The sequence below is a fragment of the Dyadobacter sp. CY347 genome, from assembly GCF_021502655.1.
Lineage (GTDB): Bacteria > Bacteroidota > Bacteroidia > Cytophagales > Spirosomataceae > Dyadobacter.
Genome location: NZ_JAKFFT010000005.1, coordinates 61531 through 85802 on the forward strand (window position 1 = coordinate 61531; position 24272 = coordinate 85802).

At 45.7% G+C, this 24272-nt stretch carries 21 protein-coding genes; 5 read left to right on the forward strand and 16 right to left on the reverse strand.

The window, feature by feature from the left end:
* From L0659_RS14620 to L0659_RS14655, 8 genes are all read right to left on the reverse strand, one after another.
* Positions 1-2826 carry a PQQ-dependent sugar dehydrogenase gene (locus L0659_RS14620; RefSeq protein WP_235126967.1) on the reverse strand — a complete coding sequence of 942 codons (2826 nt, stop codon included), beginning with the start codon at positions 2824-2826 and terminating at the stop codon, positions 1-3.
* Positions 2827-2884: 58 nt separating this feature from the next.
* Positions 2885-3667, reverse strand: coding sequence for a LytTR family DNA-binding domain-containing protein (locus L0659_RS14625; RefSeq protein ID WP_235126969.1), 783 nt, complete (start codon positions 3665-3667; stop codon positions 2885-2887).
* Positions 3668-3678: 11 nt separating this feature from the next.
* Entirely contained in the window at positions 3679-4788 is a 1110-nt protein-coding gene (locus tag L0659_RS14630) for a sensor histidine kinase (RefSeq protein ID WP_235126970.1), read from the reverse strand.
* A gap of 140 nt (positions 4789-4928) precedes the next feature.
* Positions 4929-5972, reverse strand: a complete 1044-nt coding sequence (locus L0659_RS14635) for a sensor histidine kinase (protein ID WP_235126971.1) — start codon at positions 5970-5972, stop codon at positions 4929-4931.
* 101 nt (positions 5973-6073) lie between these two features.
* On the reverse strand, positions 6074-6613 hold the full coding sequence (locus tag L0659_RS14640) for a hypothetical protein (RefSeq protein WP_235126972.1): 540 nt from the start codon (positions 6611-6613) through the stop codon (positions 6074-6076).
* 54 nt (positions 6614-6667) lie between these two features.
* Positions 6668-8773, reverse strand: a complete 2106-nt coding sequence (locus L0659_RS14645; protein WP_235126975.1) for a HAMP domain-containing sensor histidine kinase — start codon at positions 8771-8773, stop codon at positions 6668-6670.
* 2 nt (positions 8774-8775) lie between these two features.
* The gene (locus L0659_RS14650) at positions 8776-9498 is read right to left on the reverse strand and encodes a LytTR family DNA-binding domain-containing protein (RefSeq protein ID WP_235126977.1); all 723 of its coding nucleotides are present in this window, start codon (positions 9496-9498) and stop codon (positions 8776-8778) included.
* A gap of 136 nt (positions 9499-9634) precedes the next feature.
* A complete protein-coding gene (locus L0659_RS14655; RefSeq protein WP_235126979.1) occupies positions 9635-11452 on the reverse strand; it encodes a DUF1420 family protein in 1818 nt (605 codons plus the stop codon).
* Positions 11453-11589: 137 nt separating this feature from the next.
* Between L0659_RS14655 and L0659_RS14660 the strand changes: the two genes are divergently transcribed.
* Positions 11590-13317, forward strand: a complete 1728-nt coding sequence (locus L0659_RS14660) for a serine hydrolase (protein ID WP_235126982.1) — start codon at positions 11590-11592, stop codon at positions 13315-13317.
* A 12-nt stretch (positions 13318-13329) separates the two neighbouring features.
* Here L0659_RS14660 and L0659_RS14665 read toward each other — a convergent pair whose 3' ends face one another.
* Positions 13330-14136, reverse strand: a complete 807-nt coding sequence (locus tag L0659_RS14665; RefSeq protein ID WP_235126984.1) for a hypothetical protein — start codon at positions 14134-14136, stop codon at positions 13330-13332.
* A 170-nt stretch (positions 14137-14306) separates the two neighbouring features.
* Here L0659_RS14665 and L0659_RS14670 point away from each other — a divergent pair, with 170 nt between their 5' ends.
* Positions 14307-15572: an MFS transporter gene (locus L0659_RS14670; protein ID WP_235126986.1), complete on the forward strand. Its 1266-nt coding sequence runs from the start codon at positions 14307-14309 to the stop codon at positions 15570-15572.
* An 18-nt stretch (positions 15573-15590) separates the two neighbouring features.
* On the opposite strand, the gene L0659_RS14675 is transcribed toward L0659_RS14670, so the two are convergent.
* On the reverse strand, positions 15591-16394 hold the full coding sequence (locus L0659_RS14675) for an MOSC domain-containing protein (protein WP_235126988.1): 804 nt from the start codon (positions 16392-16394) through the stop codon (positions 15591-15593).
* A 146-nt stretch (positions 16395-16540) separates the two neighbouring features.
* On the opposite strand from L0659_RS14675, the gene L0659_RS14680 reads away from it, so the two are divergent.
* Positions 16541-18247 carry an FAD/NAD(P)-binding protein gene (locus L0659_RS14680; RefSeq protein WP_235126990.1) on the forward strand — a complete coding sequence of 569 codons (1707 nt, stop codon included), beginning with the start codon at positions 16541-16543 and terminating at the stop codon, positions 18245-18247.
* A gap of 98 nt (positions 18248-18345) precedes the next feature.
* Positions 18346-19071, forward strand: a complete 726-nt coding sequence (locus tag L0659_RS14685; RefSeq protein WP_235126992.1) for a DUF1080 domain-containing protein — start codon at positions 18346-18348, stop codon at positions 19069-19071.
* 20 nt (positions 19072-19091) lie between these two features.
* Here the strand turns inward: L0659_RS14685 and L0659_RS14690 are convergent, their stop codons facing one another.
* A complete protein-coding gene (locus tag L0659_RS14690; RefSeq protein ID WP_235126996.1) occupies positions 19092-19868 on the reverse strand; it encodes a sugar phosphate isomerase/epimerase in 777 nt (258 codons plus the stop codon).
* A 285-nt stretch (positions 19869-20153) separates the two neighbouring features.
* On the opposite strand from L0659_RS14690, the gene L0659_RS14695 reads away from it, so the two are divergent.
* Positions 20154-20903, forward strand: a complete 750-nt coding sequence (locus L0659_RS14695) for an ImuA family protein (RefSeq protein WP_235126998.1) — start codon at positions 20154-20156, stop codon at positions 20901-20903.
* On the opposite strand, the gene L0659_RS14700 is transcribed toward L0659_RS14695, so the two are convergent.
* From L0659_RS14700 to L0659_RS14720, 5 genes are all read right to left on the reverse strand, one after another.
* Positions 20881-21750: a PHB depolymerase family esterase gene (locus L0659_RS14700; protein ID WP_235127000.1), complete on the reverse strand. Its 870-nt coding sequence runs from the start codon at positions 21748-21750 to the stop codon at positions 20881-20883. The two genes, L0659_RS14695 and L0659_RS14700, sit on opposite strands and share 23 nt — an antisense overlap.
* Before the next feature lie 93 nt (positions 21751-21843).
* A complete protein-coding gene (locus tag L0659_RS14705) occupies positions 21844-22266 on the reverse strand; it encodes a VOC family protein (protein ID WP_235127006.1) in 423 nt (140 codons plus the stop codon).
* 93 nt (positions 22267-22359) lie between these two features.
* Positions 22360-22869 (reverse strand): SRPBCC domain-containing protein, encoded by a 510-nt coding sequence (locus L0659_RS14710; RefSeq protein ID WP_235127007.1) that lies wholly within the window; start codon positions 22867-22869, stop codon positions 22360-22362.
* Position 22870: 1 nt separating this feature from the next.
* Positions 22871-23242: a helix-turn-helix transcriptional regulator gene (locus L0659_RS14715; RefSeq protein ID WP_235127011.1), complete on the reverse strand. Its 372-nt coding sequence runs from the start codon at positions 23240-23242 to the stop codon at positions 22871-22873.
* A 91-nt stretch (positions 23243-23333) separates the two neighbouring features.
* Complete coding sequence (locus tag L0659_RS14720) at positions 23334-24107, reverse strand: NYN domain-containing protein (protein ID WP_235127012.1); 774 nt, start codon at positions 24105-24107, stop codon at positions 23334-23336.
* Positions 24108-24272 lie beyond the last annotated feature (165 nt).

Sequence of the window (24272 nt, forward strand, 5' to 3'; positions counted from 1 at the left end):
TTACTGCTTGAAAGTGATCTTGGAAAGCGTCATCAATGGTTCGATGGGCTTCGCCGTTTCATTTTTAAACAATATATAAATGTCATGTTTGCCCGTGGTAGGTTTAATGTTCACCAAAACAGGTGCGCGGGTAGGGCGGCGTGGCGGTTTTACGGTCTCACCAGGCTTTTTCTGGCTTTCCAGTTCGGCCATCAGTTTGGCCATATCCACTTCCGGAGCGATATCCACATTCTGTTCACCAACGAGCGTTCCGGTGGGTGAATCCAGGCGAATCTCGATCTTCCCACCCATGGCGCCTTCGCGTTTCTGAGCCGCGGCATTCATTTCAAGTGCCTTAATATCAGTGAGATCTGTTTCTTTGAAAGCCAGAAAACTGTTTGCAAAAGTCACCACACTGAATCCTAATCCCGCTGTTCCCAATGCTTTCATATCTGCACCTTGTACAATAGGCGCTTCGGCAGCATTGAGTTCCGGGCTTCTCAGGACGATCATTTCTTCCGTTGTCTGGGCCGGGATAGCCTTGTTGCCGCTCATAGAACGGTCGGTAAATGCCGCCCTGATCAATACTGATCCTTTTCCGTTGTCCTGAGCAGGAATTTTTGGTGTAAATTCACCCTTAACAGGCAATGTGCTCAATGTTTTATCCGTGCTGCTCAGAATGTATTTTACAATCGTTTCTGCATCCGCAACGGGCAATGCAGGGTGCGCGGGCATAGCAACTTCTCCCCAAACGCCGGCTCCGCCTTTCAGGATTTTTCCTACCAGTGTTTCGTTAACCCCGGGTTTTCCTTTGTATTTGTTGGAAATGTCTGCAAATGAAGGTCCTACGGATTTGGCATCCACCTGGTGGCAGACTTTACAATCGCTTTTTCCGATTAAAACCTGGGCTACCGCAAACTGCGTGCTCGCATCCACGCTGCGCTGACTCTGAATGACTTCGGCATAATCAAATCCTTCGGAAGCATAGTCAATGCTCACTGCAATTTCTTCGGGCTTGATTTTTCCTTCCAGCAAACTTCCGTCTTCTTTATCCGTTACATCAATAGAATAAGGAATGGGTTTTCCGGCGAAAAAGAATGTTTTATTTCCTTCCACGTTCACCGAAACCTTCGGCGGCTCATTACCGGCGATAATTTTAAGCGATTGCGAATTGGAAGCGCCTTTGGCATCACTCACGGTAAGAGTCGCTGTGTAAACGCCCGGTTTATCAAATGTTACGATCGGTTCAGCTGTGGCGAATGTTTTTGCAGCTCCGCCGTTGCCTGTGATCTTCCAGCTGTATTTCAGTTTATCCCCGTCAAAATCTTTGGTTCCGGCAGAGGAAAGCTTCGCCTGAAACGGAACTGTGCCGCCTTTTTTATCCGTAGAAACCTGAACGATCGGTTTGCGGTTGCCGCCATTGTATTCGATGCGTATTAATCTCGAATTTTCGCTCTTCCTGAACCAGTTACTGCCATATTCCAGCACATATAGGTCGCCATTCGGGCCAAACTTAATGTCGATCGGCTGCACGGGATGGTAAGCAGGCAGCACGCGCTCCATGGATTCATAATCACCATTCGGGCTCATGGAAATGGCCATGATCCAGCCGCGGGAGAAGTCCGCCGCGATCCATTTGTTCTCATAGTAAGCGGGCCACGGTCTTTTTGGCGCTTTGAAATCCGAGCGGTGGTAGACTGGCCCGCCAGTAGCGCTCCTTGAACCGGAACCCACTGCAGGGAATTTTTCGGAAATGCCGTAGGGATAGTAAATGAAGCTCGGAGCCGTTGGCAAAAGCTCTTTCAAGCCTGTATTATTGGGCGAATTGTTGACCAGATTTTTTGGATCTTTTTTGGCCAATGGCTTATTAGCAGCATAATCATATACCGGAAATGCCTGATCGTCGCCTACAAACCAGGGCCAGCCGAAGTTACCCGGCTTCCTGGCCTGGTTCATTTCATCATAACCTCTCGGCCCGATCTCCGAATCTTCGCTGGCATCCGGCCCCACTTCGCCCCAATATAAAAAGCCCGTTTTGCTGTCAACCGAAATGCGCCATGGGTTCCTATGACCCATTGAGTAAATTTCAGGACGCGTTTTAGCCGTTCCTTTTGGGTAAAGATTGCCTTCGGGAATGGTGTAGGAGCCGTCCGGTTCCGGATGGATCTTTAAAATTTTCCCTCTTAAATCATTCGTGTTACCCGCATGTCCCTGATCATCCCAGCTGGCGCGTCCTTCGCGCTCGTCGGTCTGTGCGGCTTTCTGGTTTCCGGTGTTGTTTCCAACCGTCAGATACAGGTTACCGGCTTTGTCCCAGGTCATTCCGCCGCCCGTGTGGCAGCAAACTTCACGCTGCGTAACAACCTCGATCACGTCCTTTTTAGAACTTTCAACGAGTTTGTCTTCACGCAGTTCGTAGCGTGAAAGAATGTGTTTCTTCTCCGTAGGATGCGCGTAATAGAGATAAATCCAATGGTTTTTTTCAAAATTCGGGTCCATGGTGAAACCCATTAATCCTTCCTCAGCTTCCCTGGAAACGCCCTCCGCGCTAACATATTTGGTGTTAACCGGGATCATGGCGATCAGGTCGGTGGACTTGGTGGACACATTGTATTTTTTCAAAGCGCCCTTCCTTTCAATAATGTAAGCCGAACCATCCGGAAGCACTTCGAAAACCATAGGTTCGTCCAGGTTCTCGGCCACGACAATGGGCGTAAAGCGGCTTTCATCCGGTTTGGGCGGATTGTCTTGAATGGTAAATGCTGCGATGAGCAAAAAAGCGGGAATTTTGGCCGTGTTTTTAAGGACGCGCGAAATTCGCCGAAAACGGGGGGAAAGGTTTGTCATAGGTCGTAAACAAGAGTTTACTGGAAATATAACAAATTATCGTTAAAAATTCTTATTCCTATTTTCCCATCCAATGTTTAAAATCGCCCACTTTTTCACGGCTTACCAGCGCTTCCTTATTATGCGAGGGCCGCAGACTTAAAGCCAGACGATTTCCGAAATATGGGTCAATTTTGTCGACCGCTTTGTGCGTCACCATCATGCCACGGTTAATGCGGAAAAAACGAGCCGGATCGAGCACATCTGCGAGCTCATCTAATGTATAATCCACGAGCAATTTCTGGTTGTTATCTGTTACAAAAAAGCTGTAACGCTCTTCTGTGAAGAAATACGCGATCTCATTCACCTCAATTGATAGCATTTTTTGCCCTTGTTTTACCAAAAATCGTTGCCGGTATTCTTTTTTGGTGGTTTTTTGAAATCCTTCCAGCAGTTTCTTTATTCCTTCCAGCGAGTCTTCGGAAGGCAGGGCGCGCATATTTTCGTATTTCTGCAAGCTTCGCTGCAAGTCGTCGCGGTGCACGGGTTTCAGCAGATAATCAATGCTATTCAGTTTAAAAGCCTGCAATGCATATTCATCATAAGAGGTCGTGAAGATGATGGTGCTGGTCACCTGCACGCGGTTAAATATCTCGAAACTCTGTCCATCCGACAATTCAATGTCCAGGAAAATAAGGTCCGGATCTGCATTTCCGGCCTTCTGGTTGCTTTGAAGCCACTCCACGGTTTCTTCAATGCTGTCTGTCACGCCGCTGATGAGCAGGTCGGGCGCAGTTTCATTCAATAACTTTCTTAACCTTCTGACAGACAGGTCTTCGTCTTCTACGATCAGTGCGTCCATAGTTTGTGATTTCAGGCTATTAATGGCAGTGTTACGGTAAAAAATTCATGGTTACTCTCCACCACAGGTTGCGAAATGTCCTTTTGGTGTTCATTCAGGATTTTGTATTTGGTGATAATGTTGACCAATCCCACGCCGGTTGATTCCAGGTTCTCGGCACCGGCGGTTAATGTCTTCTTTTGCAGATTATTACGCACCATTAGATTTCCTTCCTGCGTGCTCAATATGAAAATAGTGAGCGGCCGGCTTGCGCGGATCACATTGTGCTTCACGGCATTCTCGACGAGTAGTTGCAATGTTAACGGAGGTATCCTGCGGTTCATTAAATGTTTCTCAACATGCACGTAAAGCTTCATACCGTCGCCGTATCGTGTTTTTAACAAATGTCCGTAGGATTCAATGAAGGAAAGTTCTTTTTGTAACGTGGTCAGCTGGCTAAAATCGCTGTCGTCCAGGGAGGCATGATTGGTTTGCAGCAAATAGCGGTAAACCCGCGCCATCTCGTCCACAAACTGCTCGGCTTTCTGCGGATCTTCGGCAATCAATGTAGACAGGGAATTTAATGTATTAAACAAAAAATGCGGGCTGACCTGCGCTTTCAAACTTTCCAGTTGTCCGTTAACATTCTCTTTCATCAACCTTTCGCGGTTGACTTCATGGTGTTTCCACCGTCCAATGGCCTTAAAAGATTCCTGAATGCCCATAACCAGCATGATTGCGCCCATATTGATCAGGTAAATCGTCAGGATTTTTTGAATGGTGAGCGTGGATCCGAAGAGCTTGAAACCAATATATAACCATGCGATGAGCACTAAGAAAATTCCGGAAAGTCCTGCGTGCGCGGCTATGGATACGAAAATGCGCCTGATGGTCTGATCCAGTTTCGGATAACGGTGGGCGATGTTTTCATTGATTCCGGATTGGATAAAAAACGTTACGGTCAGCAACGAACCATTCAGAAATGTGCTTCCAACGAAAGTTTTCCAATTGCTGATGAACGCCGGGCCTACCGTCAGATAATTGAAAAAAAGCAGGAAAACAGGCATGGTCAGCACGTACGACCAGCGTGTTTTGGGGCTCAATGCACCCGACAGTCCTGCTGTTAATTTTCCTTTGTTCATTTTGCGCCGGCCGGGGATTTTGGCCGCGATTTCCAGTTTGTTAATGTATTCAAAAATATATCTGCAGCACCAGACGCAGAAATGCAAGTTGTATCAATTGAACTAATAAATACATGAATTGTACAGGTTCAAACCATATGTCAGGCACGAACGCGCGCAGAAAGCAAAGGCACGGTGACCGTAAAATATGCCTCTGTTTCTTCCACGCGCAGCTCGCGATTGCTTAGCGCGTGATATTTCGCCCGCAGGCCCGCAAGTCCGCCGTGGTCGGTTACCATTGTCCTTACTTTGCTTTGCACATTGTTTTGGACCAGAAGCCGCTGGCTGAAAGCAATTTCAACCTTAATTGTAAGTGGTTTCGCTTTGCTCATCGTATTGAATTTGATCGCATTATCAATCAAAACCTGTAACACCAGCGGCGGAACGAGCAATTCGCCCGCGTAAGGCCCGGGCTCAATGATATGCAGGCTATCGCCATAGCGCGCACCCAACAGCCGCGCATAGGTATGCAGGAAAGTAAATTCAGCCTGGACCGGGACAAGCTCAATCTTGGATGCCTGTAAAATGTAGCGGTAAATTTTGGCCAGATCCTCCACAAATTCTTCGGCTTTATCCTGATCATCGCCGATCAATGCAGAAAGTGTATTGAGGCTGTTGAACAAAAAATGCGAGTTAACCTGTCCTTTGAGCGCGTCAAACTGGTGTTGCAGCGATTCCCTTTCCAATTTTTCGCTTTCAGTCTGGTTCTTTTTCCACTGTTCCAAAGAGTAAAAAAGGCCCAGCATGGAACAGAGAAAAATGTCAAAAAAGCCGCCCAGGATCATGATCGGCCAAATGTTTTGCCAGGTGAATCGGACATCGAGACCGGGTGTAATGCTGTAAGCCCACACATCAAAGGCAGCAAGTCCCATCGTAAGCGTGCCCACAGCCATCAACATGGTCAGCAAGCGCGGTCTGGTTTGGTCAACATCTGGGAAACGGCTGATGATCCAGCGGACCACAAGGGTTAGCGCGACGATCGAGAACCAGTAGAGCGCCAGCACCAGCAATGTAGCTTTGATGAAAACAGGAAATTCCTGAAAATAGGCAGTTCCTATAAAGTAATAATTACCGACAGCGCAGAACACGGGCATTATGGCCAGATGATACCACCATTCATATTTCGAAAAAAAGCGCGGCCTCACGATAATTCAGGAAGGGTTTTGCAAGATAAATTCAAAAATAAGCAACCCTAAATAATTACTTATCAGCCCGCTGCTGTTTTTTGTAGTCCATCGGGTTCTTTTCAGCGCCAGGCCATGGCGAGCCCCACGCCTGCATGGGAAGCGATTGGATTGGAAACTAACGGTGGCGTGTATCTGATCTTTAAAATGTATATCCATCGGTCGGTTACGAGGTTGAAACGCAATCCCGCAATTCCCGATGGTGTTAATGCTGGCTGTCCGTTGACTCCCGAATGCAACCCCCGGTCATAGCGATCTACGAAAAAGGAAGCTAAACCCGCTTCTAAGTAGGTTTCGACGGCATAATGGTCGGGATGCGGCGTGCAGGAATTTCGCTTATAAGGATTTAAGATAAAGCAATGCGTTAATGCTGCCGAAAATGCAGGACTGCGAAAATCCGGCTGGCTTACCGCACCAATTCCCGCCTGGATATCCCAAAACGCCCTCTTAGTATATCCAAATGCTGCCTCGGCGACGAAAGCGCCTTTGGGGGCAATGCCAAAAATTTCCGCACCAAAAGCCCCGCGAAAGCGCGTGTAGTAAGGCTGCGCGACAGCGCATGATGCACAAAGGATGAAGATCAGTAACAGTCTGGTGAACACGGAGTAAGGCTTTGCCTTTCAACGGTTGAATGTGTAAAATAAGTATGTTAAAAGTTACATTTGAAATATAACCATACTTCGCGTCACCGATTCCCCCGGATTTTCGAACCGGACCCCAAGGCCGGTTTTTACGGATAGTTCATCCACAAGTTTCAATCCCAAGCCGGAAAGCCCTTTTCCGACGTCTTTTTGAGCCAAAATAACTTCGTAATCTTCCTGGCTGAATGCTCGGCCACCGTTTTCAATGAAAAACGTGAGCTGATTTTCGAGGTCCTTTATTCCAAGCCGGATCAAACCATTTTCATCAGATGCTTTCACGGCATTTTGCAGCAGGTTACGGATAATTGCCTGCAAATAGTAAGGATCAGTCCTAACCATTGTGTCGGCTGGAACATCGTTTTCGATCCGAATATTTTTTGAGTCAATGTTCAGTTGCAGCAATTTTAAGCTTTGCGAAGCAATGTAGGAGACATCAACGGGTTGAATGTCAGCCTTGAACTGGTTCATCTGGGTTTTGGACCAAAGCAATAGATCTTCCATTGTTTCCAGCAATGATCCCGTGGCCGTCTGGATTTTTTCACTCAATTCGGCCTTTTGCAGATCAGAAAGCAGCTTGGGGTTGAGCTGTTGTAATTTCAAAAACTGGTAAACCTGGCTAATCGGTGAACGGAGATCATGGCTTATAATGCTGAAAAGTTTGGCTTTGGTACGATTGGCTTCTTCCAGCTCAGCGATCAGCTTGGCCAGTTCTTTGTTCTTATGATCTAAAATCTCTGCATTTTTTTTCTTATTCCTGTATATAACGCCCAGCAAAACCAACGATAAGGCCAGCAAAGCTAGTCCGGAAATGAGCCAGATCAGCTGCTTTTTTGCTTTATCGATCTGAATGTTCTTCATCTCGATCTGCTGCTGCTTGTCCTTATTCTGATATTGCGCTTCGGCATCCGCAATGCTTTTCCTGGACGATTCTACGTATAGCGAATCACGGATGGGCGCATATTTGTCATAATATGCATATGCTTGCTGCCATTGACCCGTGGCGGCGTAGCATCTGGCAAGGGATTGTAATAGTGAAGCATGGATTTCGAAGCCAAATGCCGTGCTGTTCGGTTCTGCTGCTTTCAATAACGGGAGCGCCTTAGCATATTGCTTCTGGGCCATATACAATTCCCCCGTCATGTAGTTAACCTGAGACATTAGGAATTCACTTGCCCATTTCGGCGCGAGGTCGTTGGCCCGTTTGATAAAAATGGCTGCGCTATCCAGTTTTTTATTGGATAAATAGTAGTCTGCAAAACCAAGATCAGCCGCTATTTTATTGGTGCGGCGGCCTGCATTCTGGTTGTCGGGAGTGATCATTCCGGCCAGACTGTCGTAGTAAATTTTTGCCATTTCCGGTTGTTTCAGCAAGATGTAAACATCCGTCATGTCTTTGTAATGATGATTGAGATAGGGTTTGTAGGCCACAATGTATTTTCTACCTTCTTTGGCGTAGTAAAGGCCTTTTTCTCCCTGTGCCATCTGAATATAGATCTCTGAAAGGCTCATCAGGTCCACCACCACATCTTCCCGGTCTTTGGTCACACCTTGCTCAATGAGCTTCTTTTTGATGGCAATGCTTTTTAACAAATATTGGATCTGCGTGTTGTACTGCCCCTTCACCGAATAATAATTGCCTATCGTGGCATATAGAGCCACTTTTGTGTTTTCATTTTTGGTGGTATCAATGCTCGCCAGCATTTCCCGGAGGGTGTTTTCGCTTTTATGCGTATGGCCTGCCGTATTATAATAGGAAAACAAAAGCCGTTGTAAAACCATGACAATGCGTGTAGGCAACTTTCCTTTGCGGGCATCTGCCAGTGATTGTTCGTTAAAATATATCGAGCTGTCCGGATCAGAGCTTTCATAGGTGAAACCCAGATTGTAATGGAAAACCGAACGAAAGTACCAATCGTTGGCGGGAGCGAGCTGCAATGCGTATTTGGAAATCGCTTTCTCGCGTTCCACATCCTCCGCAAGGGCCAGGCTGTCGCACAAGTCGGCAAGCGCTTTGAGTTTTTCTTTGGTGGTTTTATAGCGGGACAGGTCAGGGATTACCTGCGCGTAAATATTTGATAATAAAGTAGTTGAGAGAAATAGAATCAGTAGAATTTTTTTCATATTCAAAGTCTGAGCTTTGCAATGGCTGATCGATACGTTTTTCCAACGGGGATAATGGTGTTATTGCAGACCACTTCCGAATGCCGCAATTCTTTAATCTGATTCAGAGAAACGGCATAACTGCGGTGCACGCGCATGAAGCGGTCCGAGGGAAGCTGCTCCATGAAACAGGTAAGCGTGGATAATGTAATGTAGTTTTTTTGTGGTGTAATGATTTTGGTATAATCCTGCATGGCTTCCAGATAAATGATGTCTTTTTGCGACAATTTTACCTGGTTATGGCCTTCTTTAATCATCAATATGTCTTTCTCAAAAAGCACTTCGTAAGCCTCGGAACGGTGCTTCATCAACGCATACTCCCGGATTCTGCGCGCCGTTTCGTCAAACCGCTCTTTGGTAAGGGGTTTCAAAATGTAATCCAATGCTGACAGTTCGTAACCGTGGATTGCAAATTCCTGGTGCGAAGTGATGAAAACCGACATATCAACCTCTGCCCGGACTTTTCGCAAAAGTTCCAGTCCGCTGAAACCAGGCATTTCAATGTCCAGAAAAATAAGGTCGGGCTTAATGTATTGCTGTGCCTCATAACCTTCCAGTGCGCTCGAAAAGGCCCCGCAGTTTTGCAGGAAAGGAAATGCTTTGGCGAATTCGGTTACAAAAAGAAGATCAAGCGGATTATCGTCAATTGCAATAAAACGTACATTCGGAAGCGTACTGCCGTTCATAAAGGAATTAGTAAATAACGATTCAATATATGCAAAAGGATCGGCCTGCAATATCCACTAAATAAAAAAGGTTGGAATCGGGAACGCTGGCTGCGCTGAGAGATCGAATGCCGGCTTTTTTTTAAATTTATATCATTTATTTAGCACGCTCTGTGCCGCGAGAAGTCGTGTCTGTTCTGAATATGGAAACGCTGTAAACTTTTCGGTTGAACGGATTCCTGGTTGCAAGCGGGAATGTTTTTCGAACGAACGGTGGCCCTTCCGCGAACTCCGATTGTATTGATTCAGCGCCTCTTTCCGGTAAAACGATATAGTCAATGCCATAATTAACCAGCTTTTTTCGAAGCAGCAGCATTTCTTCCGGCTTGTGGGTTGAGGTAAAAACCAGATATTCCCAGGGGAAAAACGGCCTGTTCAGAAAGGCCCGTGCGTGGCTCGTCGTAGCGATTTTTGCATTATTGGGCAATTCCTGATCCAGCCAGACGCTTTCTGAGTAGCCATTGGCTGAATTCAATAATACTTCCGTTCTCCGGGAATCTGAGAAAAGGGAAGGGCCTAACGAATATAATCCCAACGCAATAAATGGTAATACGCATAGCAACTGCAATCTCGAAAACCAGACAAAAAACCTGAAATTCCGGACCTGTGAATAGGCCATTGCAAATGGGGGAATTGTCCATAAAATCGGTTCCATCAAAAAACGGGACGACAATTGGCTTCCCAGCGAAATAGCAGCGATCAGGAAAATGATGCTCACAGTTTCAGCTTTGGCATTTCGAAAAAGAAATGGCAAAAATCCGAGGACTAGAACACCGGGACCCAGGATCGTGGAAACCTTTCCCGGGCTGTCTGTCAGGGTCAGGTTAGCGGGATAAGGCATTGACGACTCCCGGAAGGTTTTGATATAATGATAAAATCGTTGAACAACAGGATCAGGATCAGCGAAGAGGCCCTCAAATATCGGTGAAAACGGATCATGAAAATGCAGCCACCGGAAAACCAGTTGCGGCCCTAACACACATAATGTGAGCAAGGCGAAGTTCAGCGCGACTTTTGGAAGCGAAACGTCATCTTTTCTTTTAAGTAAAAATAAGATAATCAGCGCAATGCCACTGATCAGGAATGAGTATTTGATCCCCGATGCAAAAAGCATAACCAATATGAGCAGTCGTATGCGGGACAATGTCAGGCCCGCTGAATTACTGATAAAAAGAAAGCATACTGTCGTACAGAGGATGCCCGTTAACTGGTGTTTTTGATTTGGTAAAAGGAATAATAATGTGGGAATTCCAGCTACAAAAGCGCCAATGGTGAGTTTCGGGCCGATCTGCAAACGTGCTGTTAATGCATTCAATGTATGCCCCAATGCAATCATTTGTATCACCGAACCCAGTTGCGGACACCCGTTCGCGACACCCAGCACATTGATCATTTCCCCAAAACCTGCCAGGCGATAATGCAAATTGTCACGGTTAAACCACAGGCTGCCTTTCTGCAACATTTCAACAGGTAAGGCAAGATGATAGTTTAAGGAATCGGAATCTGTTGGGACTGTCAGAGAAAGTAAAAGGTAACCGACCATTGCGACGAGCAATGTTAGCGCGGTTAATAATTCAAAGGATTTTAGATTTTTTAGTACGGATAATTTCCTATCAAAAGGGCTCCAAAATTTGGCAGGGTTCGCCGCAGCAATGCCAATTCCACAAAGAATAATAGACCAGAAAATGACTTTGAGCAAAATCACAGAAACCATTCCAGCAAGACTGATCAGCCAGATTAGCCAGGATATGGCCAGCAATCCTGCAAAGAAATACAACGCGCTATGGACTGGTTCCTCTGTTTTGAAAATCCATTTCCCAATGCGGTCACTAAGCAGGGCAAGGCTTATCCCCAGGCTCAGCGTTAGCAATGCGGAGAGTGGAGCCGAGATAAAATAGTCGCTTAGCGAGGTCATGGGTCATTTTTGAAGCAATATAGGATTAATGCCTTACCGGTGGTTATTAATATTGTGTACAGAACTTCAATTTTATTACTTTCATACGACCATAAATTGATTGGTTCGATCCTTCGCAAAAAATACATTCATTTGAAATGAAATCTTTACTTTACCCGATGATCCTGGCGCTGCTTTTTGTTGCGCAAATCTCACCTGTATCTGCCCAGCCAGACAAGCTTTCGGCCAAACTTTCGGCCAGGGCCGATTCGCTGTTTTCGGAATGGAACAAACCTGGCAGCCCGGGGGCGGCGGTAGGAGTGGTGCATCAGGGGAAATTGATCTATGCCAAAGGTTTTGGTGAATCGGATGTGGAAACCGGCGCGAAAAATGGTCCGGAAACGATCTTCCATGTGGCGTCTGTGTCCAAACAATTTACGGCTTATGCTATTGTTCTGCTGGCGCAGCAGGGGAAGATTTCGCTGGACGACGACATTCATAAACACATTCCCGAAGTCCCGGACTTTGGCAAAACCATCACGATCCGACACCTTATCCACCACACGAGCGGCCTGCGCGACCAGTGGAACCTCTTGTGCATGGCAGGCTGGCAGCTCGACGATGTCATTACCAAAGAACACGTTTTCAACCTTATCAAACGGCAAAAAGAGCTGAATTTTGAGCCGGGATCGGCCTTTGCTTATTGCAACACGGGTTATACTTTACTGGCTGAGGTTGTCAGCAGGGTTGGCAAAAAGCCATTTCCCGAATGGATGGAGCAGGAGGTTTTTAAGCCGCTGGGCATGAAAAATACATTGTTCTACGATAACCAGGAGCAGATTGTAAAAGGACGTGCCTACTCCTTCCATAAATCGCAGGAGAAGGCGGGCAGTTTTGAAAAGGCCATTCTGAGCTATGGGAATGTGGGTGCAACGAGCTTATTTACAACGGTTAATGATCTTTTGTTTTGGATAAATAATTTCCGCACTTCAAAAATCGGCGGCCCTGCGGTAATGAAACAAATGCTGGAACGAGGCCGCATTACTAAGGGCGACACATTGCCCTACGCTTTCGGCCTGGCGCATGGAACCTACAAAGGATTGGCTTACTATGGCCATAATGGTGCCGATGCGGGTTTCCGGTCATCCATAACATACTTTCCGAAAGAGGATTATGGTTTTATTGTGCTGAGCAATCAGGCGGAGTTTGCGCCTGAGAAAAAGGCATTTGATGTGGCGGGAATTTACATGGCATCTTTGTTTAAAGAAGATAAAACCGTAGCCAAAAAACCTGCTGAAAGTCCGAAAAATGAAAACTATAAGTTTGATTCCACACTTTTCAGGCAGTACGCAGGCTCTTATGAACTGTCGGAAGCGCCGGGTTTTATATTGAATTTCAGAAAGGAGGGCGACCGTTACATGACCCAGGCAACGGGGCAGCAGGCATTCGAAATGTTCCCTTCTTCCGACACGACCTTTTATCTCAAAGTTGTGGAAGCATCCATTGTTTTTCACAAGCCGAAAGAGGGGAAGGTTACCAAAGTGACATTGCGGCAAAATGGCGAACATCCGGGAAACCGCGTGGAGCCAAACCAGAATAAGGATGTGAAGAAAGCGGATTTTGCGGGTCAGTATTACAGTCCGGAACTGGAAACAATTTACACCATTAGCTTCAAAGATGACAAGTTAAAGCTCGTTCATGTGCATCACGGCGAAGTAGACCTGAATGTGGTTAATAAAGACAAGCTCAATGCGCCATGGTGGTTTGTCCAGAATATAGACATGGTGCGTGGCAAGGCCGGCGAGATTACCGGGCTCCGCATGACCAACGGACGTGTAGTGAATTTATGGTTTAAAAAACTACCGGAGAATTTCGCTAAGGACTGAGCCGGACGGCATTTATTTGCATTTATACTGCATAGCAAGCGCCCGCTGGTTCATATAAAATCCATCTTTTGGATAGCCGGCCGCATTGTAATTGAATGTGTAATCCAGCACCGTAATCTTCCCGCTCATGGCGTTGGTTACGGTGACTTTTGTCCTGTTATTGTTGGAGAGCAAATGTTCCTGATCGTCGAAAAAGGCCGCCTGGATTCTGTATAGGTTTTTAAATGGGTTCGGATTATTGTCATATGCGTATTCGCTCACTGAAATGAGCTCATTATTAAACGAATATCGTTTAAGTTTCGCGAGATTTCCTTTTGTATCCATTTCCAGTTCAATGTAGTCGTGCGCTTTCTCCGTGTAATTTTTGGGGTCGCCAGCGTTGCCGTTTAGCTCAAAAAGGCTTCTTTTAACCCGGACAAGCTGGCCGTTTGACCATTCCAGATTGACCCTTTGCCGCGGGATCGTTTTCTTTTCGTACCAGGTTTTTTGAGCTAAAAACCCTTCACCGTTATATTCAAAACGAATGACATTTTCATTGTCAGAATTACTGATCGAGGACGGCTTGTCCTCATTGTAATAATAACTGATGGTGCTTTTTAATTTTGTTGTATCCCCAAAATAGCCCGTATACGCAAATGTGGTTCCGGTAATGAGGTTTTCTTTGTCATAATTGATTTCAAATTTCGCCCCGCTGCCGGTTGTATCAGTTACATAGCTCAGGAGCTGACAGGGATCATTTTCAACAGATGTTTTGTCAACTTCCTTGTCCTTGCAGGCAATGAATGTAATTGTCAGGATGATCAGAAAGAGCGTTTTCATCTGCGGCAGGATTAGAACTGATGGAGTTAGCACACAATTAGTTAACAAAGACATTCAACACATTGATATACCATTCCGGATTTATGACAGCGGCTGTTCAGATAGTATAATCCTTCTTATGGTGACTTAACGTTATTGATAAAATTCATTAAGTCCAGAAATAAAGACGCATGAAACCACAATTGGCGCAGGTAAGATGGTATCGGATCATTCCGGTTGTTTTTATAACATATAGTCTTGCTTACCTGGACAGGGCCAATTTCGGATTTGCGGTTGCGGGCGGGATGGCCGATGACCTCAACATTACTCCCAACACGTCCACATTGCTGAGCTCGCTGTTTTTCCTGGGTTATTTCTTTTTCCAGATCCCGGGTGCACAATACGCAGCGCATAAGGCAGCCAAGAAATTGATATTCTTCTCATTAATCCTGTGGGGCGGATTAGCCGCGGCCACGGGAATCGTGAATGATACAACCACGCTGATCGTGATCCGGTTTATGCTCGGCGTTGTGGAAAGTGCGGTTATGCCAGCCATGCTAATCCTGCTGAGCCAATGGTTCACAAAAGAAGAGCGCTCCCGGGCAAACACTTTTCTGATCCTCGGAAATCCCGTTACCGTGCTTTGGATGTCGGTGCTGTCGGGTTATCTGATTGATTCGATGGGCTGGCGGTGGATGTTCATCATTCAGGGTGTGCCGGGGATTCTCTGGGCTTTTATCTGGTGGAAACTCATCGACGAACGTCCAATGGAGGCAAAATGGCTTTCAGAAGATGAAAAAACAGAGTTGGAGAGACGTTTGCAGGAAGAACAGATCGGCATTAAACCGGTCAAAAACTATGCGGAGGCGTTTCGTTCGCGGAAAGTGATCTTATTGTCGTTGCAATATCTTCTGTGGAGCGTGGGCGTTTACGGATTTGTGATGTGGCTACCGTCGATCATTAAGGCTGCGCCAGACATGAATATGGTGACCACGGGCTGGCTGTCATCCGTTCCGTATTTGCTTGCTGTTATCGGTATGCTGAGCGCTTCTTATTTTTCTGATAAATCCGGCAACAGAAGTCTTTTCATCTGGCCGTTTTTGCTGGTTGCGGCCATTTGTCTGTATGCAACAGTGTGGCTTGGTCCGGAGAAATTTTGGTTGTCATATGTGCTGCTGGTGATCGCGGGCGGAGCCTTATACACGCCATACGGGCCATTTTTCGCTGCTATTGCCGATGTTCTGCCCAAGAATGTCATTGGCGGGGCCATTGGGCTTATCAATAGTTTGGGAGCGTTGGGTTCGTTTGCAGGATCCTATCTGGTGGGTTATCTGAACAGTGAAACGGGAAATTTCAATGCTTCCTATACATTAATGTCCGGGGCGCTGGTGCTCGCGACGATCATCACACTGCTTGTAATCCCGGCTCCTAAAAAGGTGCATATTGTGCCTGCCTGAGAATTGCCGGATATGCATTTAAATGTTCAAGGACAAGGTTACCGCATCGCCCTCGCGGACAACGCCTGTTTCCAGCCCGACGACATTTTGTCCGAAAAATATATCCTTACCCTCTTTGCGATAGCCCATTAATGCTTTCAGCGTCTCCGGGCTTTTGTTCCCGGTGTTTGGGTCAATGTTGACCATTACGCAGCGTTCGCAGGGTTTGGCAACCTCAAAACGTGTATCTCCAATCGTTATGCCTTTCCAAAGATCTTCCTCATAGGGTGTGGTGCCGCTAATAACAAAGTTGGGGCGGAAGCGCTTCATTTCCACGGATTGTGAAAGTCGGCTGTTCAGATCGTCCAGCGATGCCTGGGAAATCAGAAGACAAGGGAAGTCATCCGCAAAGCTCACCGTGCGGTCAGTGTCGGCATAGAGCGAGCCCATTTTGCGATGTGTATCGGGGGTCATTTCCACGATCCTGACGATCTTGCCGAGCCTTTCCGTTAACCATTCGTCTGCCAGTTTTGAAACCGTTCTTGCAGTGACAACATCATTCCAAATCTTCACTTCCAAATCCTCGTCGTCTTCACGCAAAAATGGGACAAGCATTTGATTAACAGGGTCGTAACGGTGTGACAGCATGAGTCCTTCGTCCGAAAATGCAACATCCAGCAAAGCCATTTGCGCATTGGTCCGCTGCGTCAGAAAAGTGCCTTTTTCGTCAACGATCACCCAGCGCCTGTCATATTTCAAACCACGTTCTTCAACAAGCGATTCTCTCAAACGGATTCCTCCTAAGGACTTGACGGGATATACCCATATTTCGGATAAATGCATTGGTGAAGGTTGGGTTGTGTGAGCTGAATTTTGGTTTAGTCATGTAATCCAGCTAAAAAACCATTCCCAGAATGTTATTGGTACAATTGTTTATTACATTCAAAAAATTATAATCGGATTAATTACACCTAACATTTTATAAAGCATTGAAGACGCGTATCGCTATCCTCGGCGGAGGCCCAAGTGCATTGTTTGTTTTTAAAAGATTTGTAGAGGCGGGTCGGAAAGATCTTGAAATACACATTTTTGAAAGTAAAAAACTATTAGGCGCCGGGATGCCTTATAGTTACGAAGGCTCTAACCAAGAGCATGTTACCAATGTATCAGACAACGAAATTCCCGAAATTGTAACTTCAATCCAGGATTGGATCCAGACTGTTCCTGAGGACGTCCTGATCCGTTTCGGTGTTGACCGGGAACGGTTTAATGAGTACAAAGTGTTGCCCCGGCTGCTGTTTGGGCAATATTTATCTGCACAATTTGATCTGCTCCTTAAAAAAGCCGAACATATAGGATTGCAAACCCATGTTCATAAAGGTTGCAGGGTGATTGACATTATCGACGTTCCCGGCGAGAAGAAAGTGGATGTTGAAATTGAGCGGTCCGGCCTGTCGCGTTTTAACCGTGTCATTATTTGCACCGGGCATAACTGGCCAGCCAAACATGAAGGAACAACGCCCGGCTATTATGATTCCCCATATCCGCCTGCAAAGCTCAAACTGGTCCTGAATCACCCAATAGCAATCCGGGGATCTTCCCTGACGGCCATTGATGCCATGCGCACGCTGGCCCGGAATAACGGATCATTTCATACGGATGAGGATGGAAAGGTCGTATTCAACCCGTCGGAAGAAAGTCCGGATTTCAGGCTGGTCATGCATTCCCGGAATGGCCTTTTGCCCGCTATACGCTTTCATTTGGAAGATCCGCTGCTTTCGGATGAAGCCTTGCTGACAGAGGAGGAAATTGAGCAGAACAGAAATCAGAACGACGGTTTTCTGGAACTGGACTATATTTTTGAAAAGGCATTTAAAGACTTGTTCCGTGAAAAAGATCCCAAATTTTACGAAAGGATCCGGGAGCAGAACATTGAGCAATTTGTGGAATCCATGATGGCTGCGCGGGAAAAAATGGAACCGTTCAAGCTTTTCCGTAAAGAATATGCTGAGGCTGAAAAGTCGATCCGAAATGAGGAATCGATACATTGGAAGGAAATTCTGGCTGTTTTGAGCTATGCGATGAATTATCCTGCCAAATATTTATCGGCTGAGGACCGGTTGCGGCTGCAAAAAGTGTTAATGCCGCTCATTTCGATCGTTATCGCTTTTGTCCCGCAAAGTTCTGCTAAGGAAATGCTGGCACTGGATGATGCCGGTAAACTGGAAATTGTTTCGGTAGGAGATGACAGCGAGGTCATTCCGGAAAGCAAAGGTGGGATAACCTACCGCTATACGGACGAGGCGGGGGAAGAAAAGGCCATTTATTACAACACATTTGTTGATTGCATCGGTCAGCCGCATTTGCCATTTGAGAGTTTTCCATTCAAAACCCTGATCGCCGATGGGACTGTAAGACCAGCCCATTTAAAATTCAGGTCTTCGGCGGAAGGCGGTGCAGCCATTGCAGATGGGAACGAGAATGTAGAACAGACGGCGCGGGAAGATTTTTACCTCAAAGTGCCCGGCATTGCCATAACGGATCATTTTCAGGTTGTGGAGCGTTCAGGCGGTATCAATCACCGCATTTACATTATGGCTGTTCCTTATATAGGCGGCTATAACCCGGATTACTCAGGCCTGGATTTCTGCGAAAACGCCTCATCAACGATTGTCGACAGCATTTTTAAAGAATAACGCGCCTTATGGAAGAATGTCAGTCAAGTATTTTTTGAACAAATCAGTATTTTACTTGCGCTACGCGCTTGTTCTTTCACAAAAATTCCAAATTTATCATGTTCAAACCCGCCTTATTTGCCCTGTTTTTGAGTTTTACTTTCGTAAGTGCAAATTCACAAGCGCTTAACACACTGTCTGCCACTGAAAAGAAAGACGGCTGGAAACTTTTGTTTGATGGAAAGGACTTCAAAGGCTGGCATGCCTACGGAGGCAAACAGGTCGGGACGGCATGGATCATTGACCAGGGGGCCATTAAACTGAATGTGCCGGAGCGGGCAGGTAACAAAGCCAAAAATGGCGGCGATATTGTTACCGACGAGGTGGTAAGTGGAGATTTTGAATTTAAGGCCGAATGGAAAGTGAGCAAATACGCTAACAGCGGCATTTTCTTTTTCGTGACAGAAGCAGCCAAATATCCGAATATGCATACAACGGGGCTGGAATTGCAGGTAATCGATGATAAAATTTATGAAGGCGCTAAGGAAAATACCCATCGCGCCAGCGACTTTTTTGGCATTGCGAATGCTCGTTTACGCGAAGGAAATCCGGAAGGCGAATGGAACAAGGTCCATTTTATAGTTAAAAAAGGCAAGCTTACCGTCTATCAGAACGAATTCATGGTCCAGGAACACGACCTGAACAGCACCGACTGGAAACAAAAAGTTGCGAACAGCGGCCTGAAAGCTGCCCCTATTTCCACTGGATCTTATGCCGGACGGATCGGATTGCAGGATTGGGGCAGCACGGTTTGGTATCGCAACATTAAGTTGAGAAAGCTCTGATTATCAGTAAGGAGCGTTGTTTATTTTAAGCCGAGGGTTTTGTTGTAATACTGGACCGTCTGAATAACCGATTGCAGATTGCTCGGCTTTTCCTGGCGGTCGCGCTCGATAATGATGTGGCCGTTGAATTTTTGTCTTTCCAGCTCTTTAAACACCGCCGGAAAGTCGATTACACCGGTTCCTACCACCACATCCACAAGTTTGGGGTCATTATAAGCGGCGATGTCTTTGAGGTGGATTGCAATGATGCGGCCTTCCAGTTTTTTCAACGCTTCCACGGGTTTAATGCCGCTTTTAGGCATATGCCCAAGATCTGCACAAACGCCGAAATTCGGGTGACCTTTTAATGCGGCCAGCACGGAATCGGGATGCCAGTATGCACTTGTTCCTTTCCAATGATTGTGAATGGCCAGTTTCACGCCATAAACGCCGGCAAGGCTGTCGAGGCTATCCCACATTTTTACAGGCGGCTCGGCAGTCACATATTTCACATTAAACTGTTTGGCAATCTCAAATTCCTTTTTCCAATCATTTACCGTCGCGCCGCCCACGAGGTAAATGCTTTCCATTTTCAAATCTGATTTATCCAGTATCGTTTTCAGTTTTGCGATCCCGGAAGGGGATAATTTCATCATGACTGAGTCCTTCAATTCCGGGCCGGCTTTGGCAAATGTGAAACCCTCCACATATTTAAGGCCGGCGCTATCGGCTTTTGCCAGTTGCCCTTCGAAAGAATATGGATTGAATGTATAGAGCGCCACACCCAGCTTCCAGTCACGAGGCCCAAAATGGCTCATTGCCATCCATGTAAAACAAACAACAAGTAGAATAGCAGATTTTAACAGTATAGATCGGGTCATCGGATTAAGTTTATTTGAGTAAGCACATTCTTTGTGGTTTTTACTAGTAAGGTTGTATTCAAATATGATAATGCTTGTTTACAGCCTGCAAACCTGGTTTTGGATTAAATGCGTTTATTATGCAAGTATAAAATTATAAAATATTTTGCGGTTATAAAAGTTAATTGGTACTTTTGGAATCATAAAATTGTTACTTAAAATAACAATTACTCAACTTCCATCATGAACCAACCGACGCCTAAAAGCGATCTTGCTAAACGGCTGCAAAAAGAGATTCTTTCTTTGCAGGGTTTTAAGACGGGTTCTGAAGGGCCACAGCGTTCATTTGATTTTGGCGCATTGGAAACGGCCTTTCCGAACCAGGTTTTTCCAACCGGGGCGGTTCATGAGTTTTTAAGCAGCGCCAGGGAGGACGCAGCGGCGACAACCGGTTTTATGATGGGGTTGCTGGGTAAATTATTACAAAAGGGTGGGGCGTGTCTCTGGATCAGCATGAACCGTACATTATTTCCACCGGCGATGAAATTTTTCGGCATCGAGCCGGATAAGGTTATTTTTATTGATCTGCTGAAAGAACAGGATGTATTATGGGCGGTGGAAGAATCATTGAAATGCGAAGCGCTTACTGCTGTGGTAGGAGAGCTCAACGAAATTACTTTAACCCAGTCCAGGCGACTGCAACTGGCTGTGGAACAGAGCCGCGTGACTGGCTTTCTCCATCGATGCAACCCCCGGAGCCTGAACACATTAGCTTGTGTTTCGCGATGGAAAGTGACACCCATTCCCAGTCAGCTGGAAGACGATATGCCAGGAGTAGGCTTTCCCCGCTGGCACGTCCAGCTCTTGAAAGTGCGCAACGGGGAACCCGGTGAATGGAAAATGGAATGGTCCGATGGACAGTTTAATTACTTGGAAAAAGAAGTGAAAATTGCAACTGAGTTCCGCAAATCTACTTCACCATCTGCCGCTTAAAAAATGCCCAGGTTTCTTCAAAAATGTCGAAATCGGTCAGGAATTCGTGTTTGCCGTTGATGACTTTTAATAATGTCACTTCTGGTTTTCCTTTCTTTTGATAAGTGTATTTTTCTACGGTGATATTGTTGGTTTTGTCATTATCCGGCATGATGGATTTAACCGGCTCACCACTGTAACCATCCAGCTTTGCCCAGTATTGAAATGACTGATCCGTCGCGCGTACAGTGCCAAGCGTTACCCCGGATGTTTTCACTTCGCCGCCATCATACGGGTTGGTTTCATCCGCAGTTCCGTTGGTGATCATTACGGGCAGAGGTTTGTTCATAGCTGCACAATCCATGTTTTCATCCGTCGGAAGATTGGCGACTATAGCAGAAATCGCCCGGATTTTGTCAGGCATGGTCAGCGCCAACTTATACGACATATGCCCGCCTCCGGAAAAGCCGGTTGCAAAGACGTTTGCTTTATTAATCTTGTATTTTTCGGAAAAGAAGTCGATCATTCCGGAGAAAAACGCTTCTTCATTCAAATTTTCCTTGTTCGCAACTGCTGTTGAGGCTTTTCTGCATTCATTCCAATATCGCTTATAGCCGGCCGGATATACCAGAACCAGGTTTTCGGCCTCAGCTCTGGCCTGTAATTTTGCAGCTCTCGGCGCAAATCCCATCGGCTCACCACCCGAGCCGTGCATTAAAAAAATAAGGCTCGCGCCAGGCTTGACCTTGACTGATTTGTCATAAACAAACACGCGGTGATGGCCTTCAATCAGCAAAGAATCGGAAACTAATTGTGCATTTGCAGTCAGCGAAATAGAAAGCAGCGTAGGAAGAATGAACTTCAACATGTTGGAAATAGGGGCTAAAATGTTTTGCGCAAGTTACCTTTTAGCCGATATTTTCACTATAAATCCGTCAAATAAACTCAGGAAAGCCATGTACTAGGCGTTTTCCAGCGCAGCAATATCAAACTTCCTCATCTGCATAAATGCCTCGATCACGCGAGGTGCCCGTTCGGGATCCGACAATAATTTGGACAGAACACTCGGCACAACCTGCCAGGACATCCCGAATTTATCATCCAGCCAGCCACATTGGTTGTATGAACCGCCTTCACCCAATTTCTCCCAGTAGTAATCGATTTCTTCCTGCGTATCACATTCAACCACGAAAGAAGTAGCGGGCGAAAACTTATAATGCGGACCGCCGTTCAACCCCATAAATTTAAACCCATTTAGCTCAAACGTCACCACCATCGGGTTTTCGGAAGTGATTTTTGAACTTTTGAAAATAGAGCAATAGTAATCCGCAGCTTCCTTCGCATTCCCGTCATACCAAAGGCAAGGATAAAGTGGCTTGATCATGTTTTTTGGCGTTTTAATGGTTTATACGTTGTCGTTTTACCTTATTAAGATGGAAATTGGATTTGCTACTGATCGATTGTGAATAACCTTCCTTCACGCTTGCAGCTTCGCAAGATACGTTTCCAACTGATCAAATGTTCCGTTGAATCCTTGGTGCATACTTTCCATAATTGATAGGTAAGTTTCTTCCTGTGCAGGTGTAGCGTTGATCGGATGACCCTGGATAGTTAATGTTGTGACGCCGTCTTTTTCTTCTAATGTAATCTTATTGGATATCTCCAGTGGAAAATCCATGGGAAAGGGTGAAGTAATGATGTTTCCTTCGGCATCGGCAAATGAGCTGATGAATTCCAGCAGATCGGCACGCTGAACGTTTTTGTATTGAAATAATCCCCACATCACATGTCCGTTTCCTTCCATTTTGTAATGCGTGCTCCCGCCTGTCTGGAAGTCGAAACGCTCCACAGATAGCTGACTGCCAGCCGGTCCCCACCATTCCGCAAATGCTTCGGGTGATGCAAATGCGTCGAATACAAGCGTCTTAGGCGCTCTAAACTCCCTTACAATTTTCAATCCTTCTTTTTTTGTTGTTTGCTGGTCCATATTATTGATTGTTTGATTGGTTCGTGTTTGCATCTTCAATTGACTGATCATTCGACTGCATCCGGTTCAGATAGCTTCCCAAAGAATCCAATTTCTCATTCCAGAACTCTTTGTATTGATCAACCCAAGTAGACACTTCGTTTAGCCCATCCAGCTTAGCCTCGCAAAATCTTTCACGTCCTTCCTGCCGCACAACCACCATTCCGCATTCCGTCAGGATCTTAATGTGCTGAGAGACAGCCGGTCTGCTAATGTCAAAATTGTCAGCAATAGCATTAAGATTCATAGATCTATGAGCGATCAGGCTGATGATCTGGCGTCTTGTAGGATCTGCTATGGCTTGGAAAACATCCCTTCTTGCTTCAATAGACATATATGTAAGTATTTACTTACACAATATTATATGTAAGTATTCGCTTACGCAAATTTGTTTAAAAAAATTGGAGGATATTTTTTTAAATCGGCTATTTTAGCTTAATCAGCGGATGATTAAGCCCGTTGATCTCGTTATTCACGATTTTATATTTGGATAGGCTTTTGAGAAGTTGGGTTAAGGTTTTGAAACCATAAGTGCGGGAATCGAAGCTTGGGTCAATTTTACGGAGGGATGATCCTAATTTGGAAATCAGCGCTTCCTCTTCTTCGTTCGTGGATATTTCGAATGCCTTATCAATGATGGTCATATCAATTTTCGGATACTTGATCTTCGTTTCCGGCTTTTTAGCGTCCTTTTTAACTTTCTCCTGGGGCGTTACATCCACCTTTTTAATCTCTGCTTCTTCTATGATCACGTCCAATTCCTCGATCAGGTTTTCGCTGAAAGTGAAGATTTCGCATGAATTTACGAATGCAATCGGAGTGGTTTTTCTGCCGATGCCCATGACAAAAAGTCCTTCTTCTCTGATCCTTTTAGCCAAACCGGTGTAGTCGCTATCACTGGAAACGATGCAAAACCCATCCACACTTTTGCTGTGGAGGATATCCATGGCGTCGATGATGAGCGAGCTGTCGGTTGAATTTTTGCCGGTTGTGTAGGAAAATTTTTGGATCGGGCTGATCGAATGGTTGTTGACAGTTTCTTTCCAGCTATTCATGTGAGAGCTTGTCCAGTCGCCGTAAATCCTTCTTACCGTGGCTTTTCCGTACTTAGAAACTTCTTCCAGCATTTCCTTCATGAACTTTGCCTGTGCATTATCGCCATCGATCAATACGGCAATGTTGAATTTCGTTTCGCTCATTCGTTTCGACTATTTTATGGATGATCTTGCTTGGTAAAATGGTTTTTGTGGCCTACAAGTTAAGATTATTTGTAAGTAAATAAATGACACCGAATGCTTTGGCAGAACATTTTAATACATGTAAACGGGCAGTTTCAGAACATATAAAAATTTTACCGAATGCCA

Excerpts from the sequence above, each read along its gene's own strand:
- L0659_RS14620 (WP_235126967.1), bottom strand. The coding sequence starts at position 2,826 with ATGACAAACCTTTCCCCCCGTTTTCGGCGAATTTCGCGCGTCCTTAAA.
- L0659_RS14625 (WP_235126969.1), bottom strand. The coding sequence starts at position 3,667 with ATGGACGCACTGATCGTAGAAGACGAAGACCTGTCTGTCAGAAGGTTA.
- L0659_RS14630 (WP_235126970.1), bottom strand. The coding sequence starts at position 4,788 with ATGAACAAAGGAAAATTAACAGCAGGACTGTCGGGTGCATTGAGCCCC.
- L0659_RS14645 (WP_235126975.1), bottom strand. The coding sequence starts at position 8,773 with ATGAAAAAAATTCTACTGATTCTATTTCTCTCAACTACTTTATTATCA.
- L0659_RS14650 (WP_235126977.1), bottom strand. The coding sequence starts at position 9,498 with ATGAACGGCAGTACGCTTCCGAATGTACGTTTTATTGCAATTGACGAT.
- L0659_RS14655 (WP_235126979.1), bottom strand. The coding sequence starts at position 11,452 with ATGACCTCGCTAAGCGACTATTTTATCTCGGCTCCACTCTCCGCATTG.
- L0659_RS14660 (WP_235126982.1), top strand. The coding sequence starts at position 11,590 with ATGAAATCTTTACTTTACCCGATGATCCTGGCGCTGCTTTTTGTTGCG.
- L0659_RS14665 (WP_235126984.1), bottom strand. The coding sequence starts at position 14,136 with ATGAAAACGCTCTTTCTGATCATCCTGACAATTACATTCATTGCCTGC.
- L0659_RS14670 (WP_235126986.1), top strand. The coding sequence starts at position 14,307 with ATGAAACCACAATTGGCGCAGGTAAGATGGTATCGGATCATTCCGGTT.
- L0659_RS14675 (WP_235126988.1), bottom strand. The coding sequence starts at position 16,394 with ATGCATTTATCCGAAATATGGGTATATCCCGTCAAGTCCTTAGGAGGA.
- L0659_RS14685 (WP_235126992.1), top strand. The coding sequence starts at position 18,346 with ATGTTCAAACCCGCCTTATTTGCCCTGTTTTTGAGTTTTACTTTCGTA.
- L0659_RS14690 (WP_235126996.1), bottom strand. The coding sequence starts at position 19,868 with ATGAGCCATTTTGGGCCTCGTGACTGGAAGCTGGGTGTGGCGCTCTAT.
- L0659_RS14695 (WP_235126998.1), top strand. The coding sequence starts at position 20,154 with ATGAACCAACCGACGCCTAAAAGCGATCTTGCTAAACGGCTGCAAAAA.
- L0659_RS14700 (WP_235127000.1), bottom strand. The coding sequence starts at position 21,750 with ATGTTGAAGTTCATTCTTCCTACGCTGCTTTCTATTTCGCTGACTGCA.
- L0659_RS14705 (WP_235127006.1), bottom strand. The coding sequence starts at position 22,266 with ATGATCAAGCCACTTTATCCTTGCCTTTGGTATGACGGGAATGCGAAG.
- L0659_RS14710 (WP_235127007.1), bottom strand. The coding sequence starts at position 22,869 with ATGGACCAGCAAACAACAAAAAAAGAAGGATTGAAAATTGTAAGGGAG.
- L0659_RS14715 (WP_235127011.1), bottom strand. The coding sequence starts at position 23,242 with ATGTCTATTGAAGCAAGAAGGGATGTTTTCCAAGCCATAGCAGATCCT.
- L0659_RS14720 (WP_235127012.1), bottom strand. The coding sequence starts at position 24,107 with ATGAGCGAAACGAAATTCAACATTGCCGTATTGATCGATGGCGATAAT.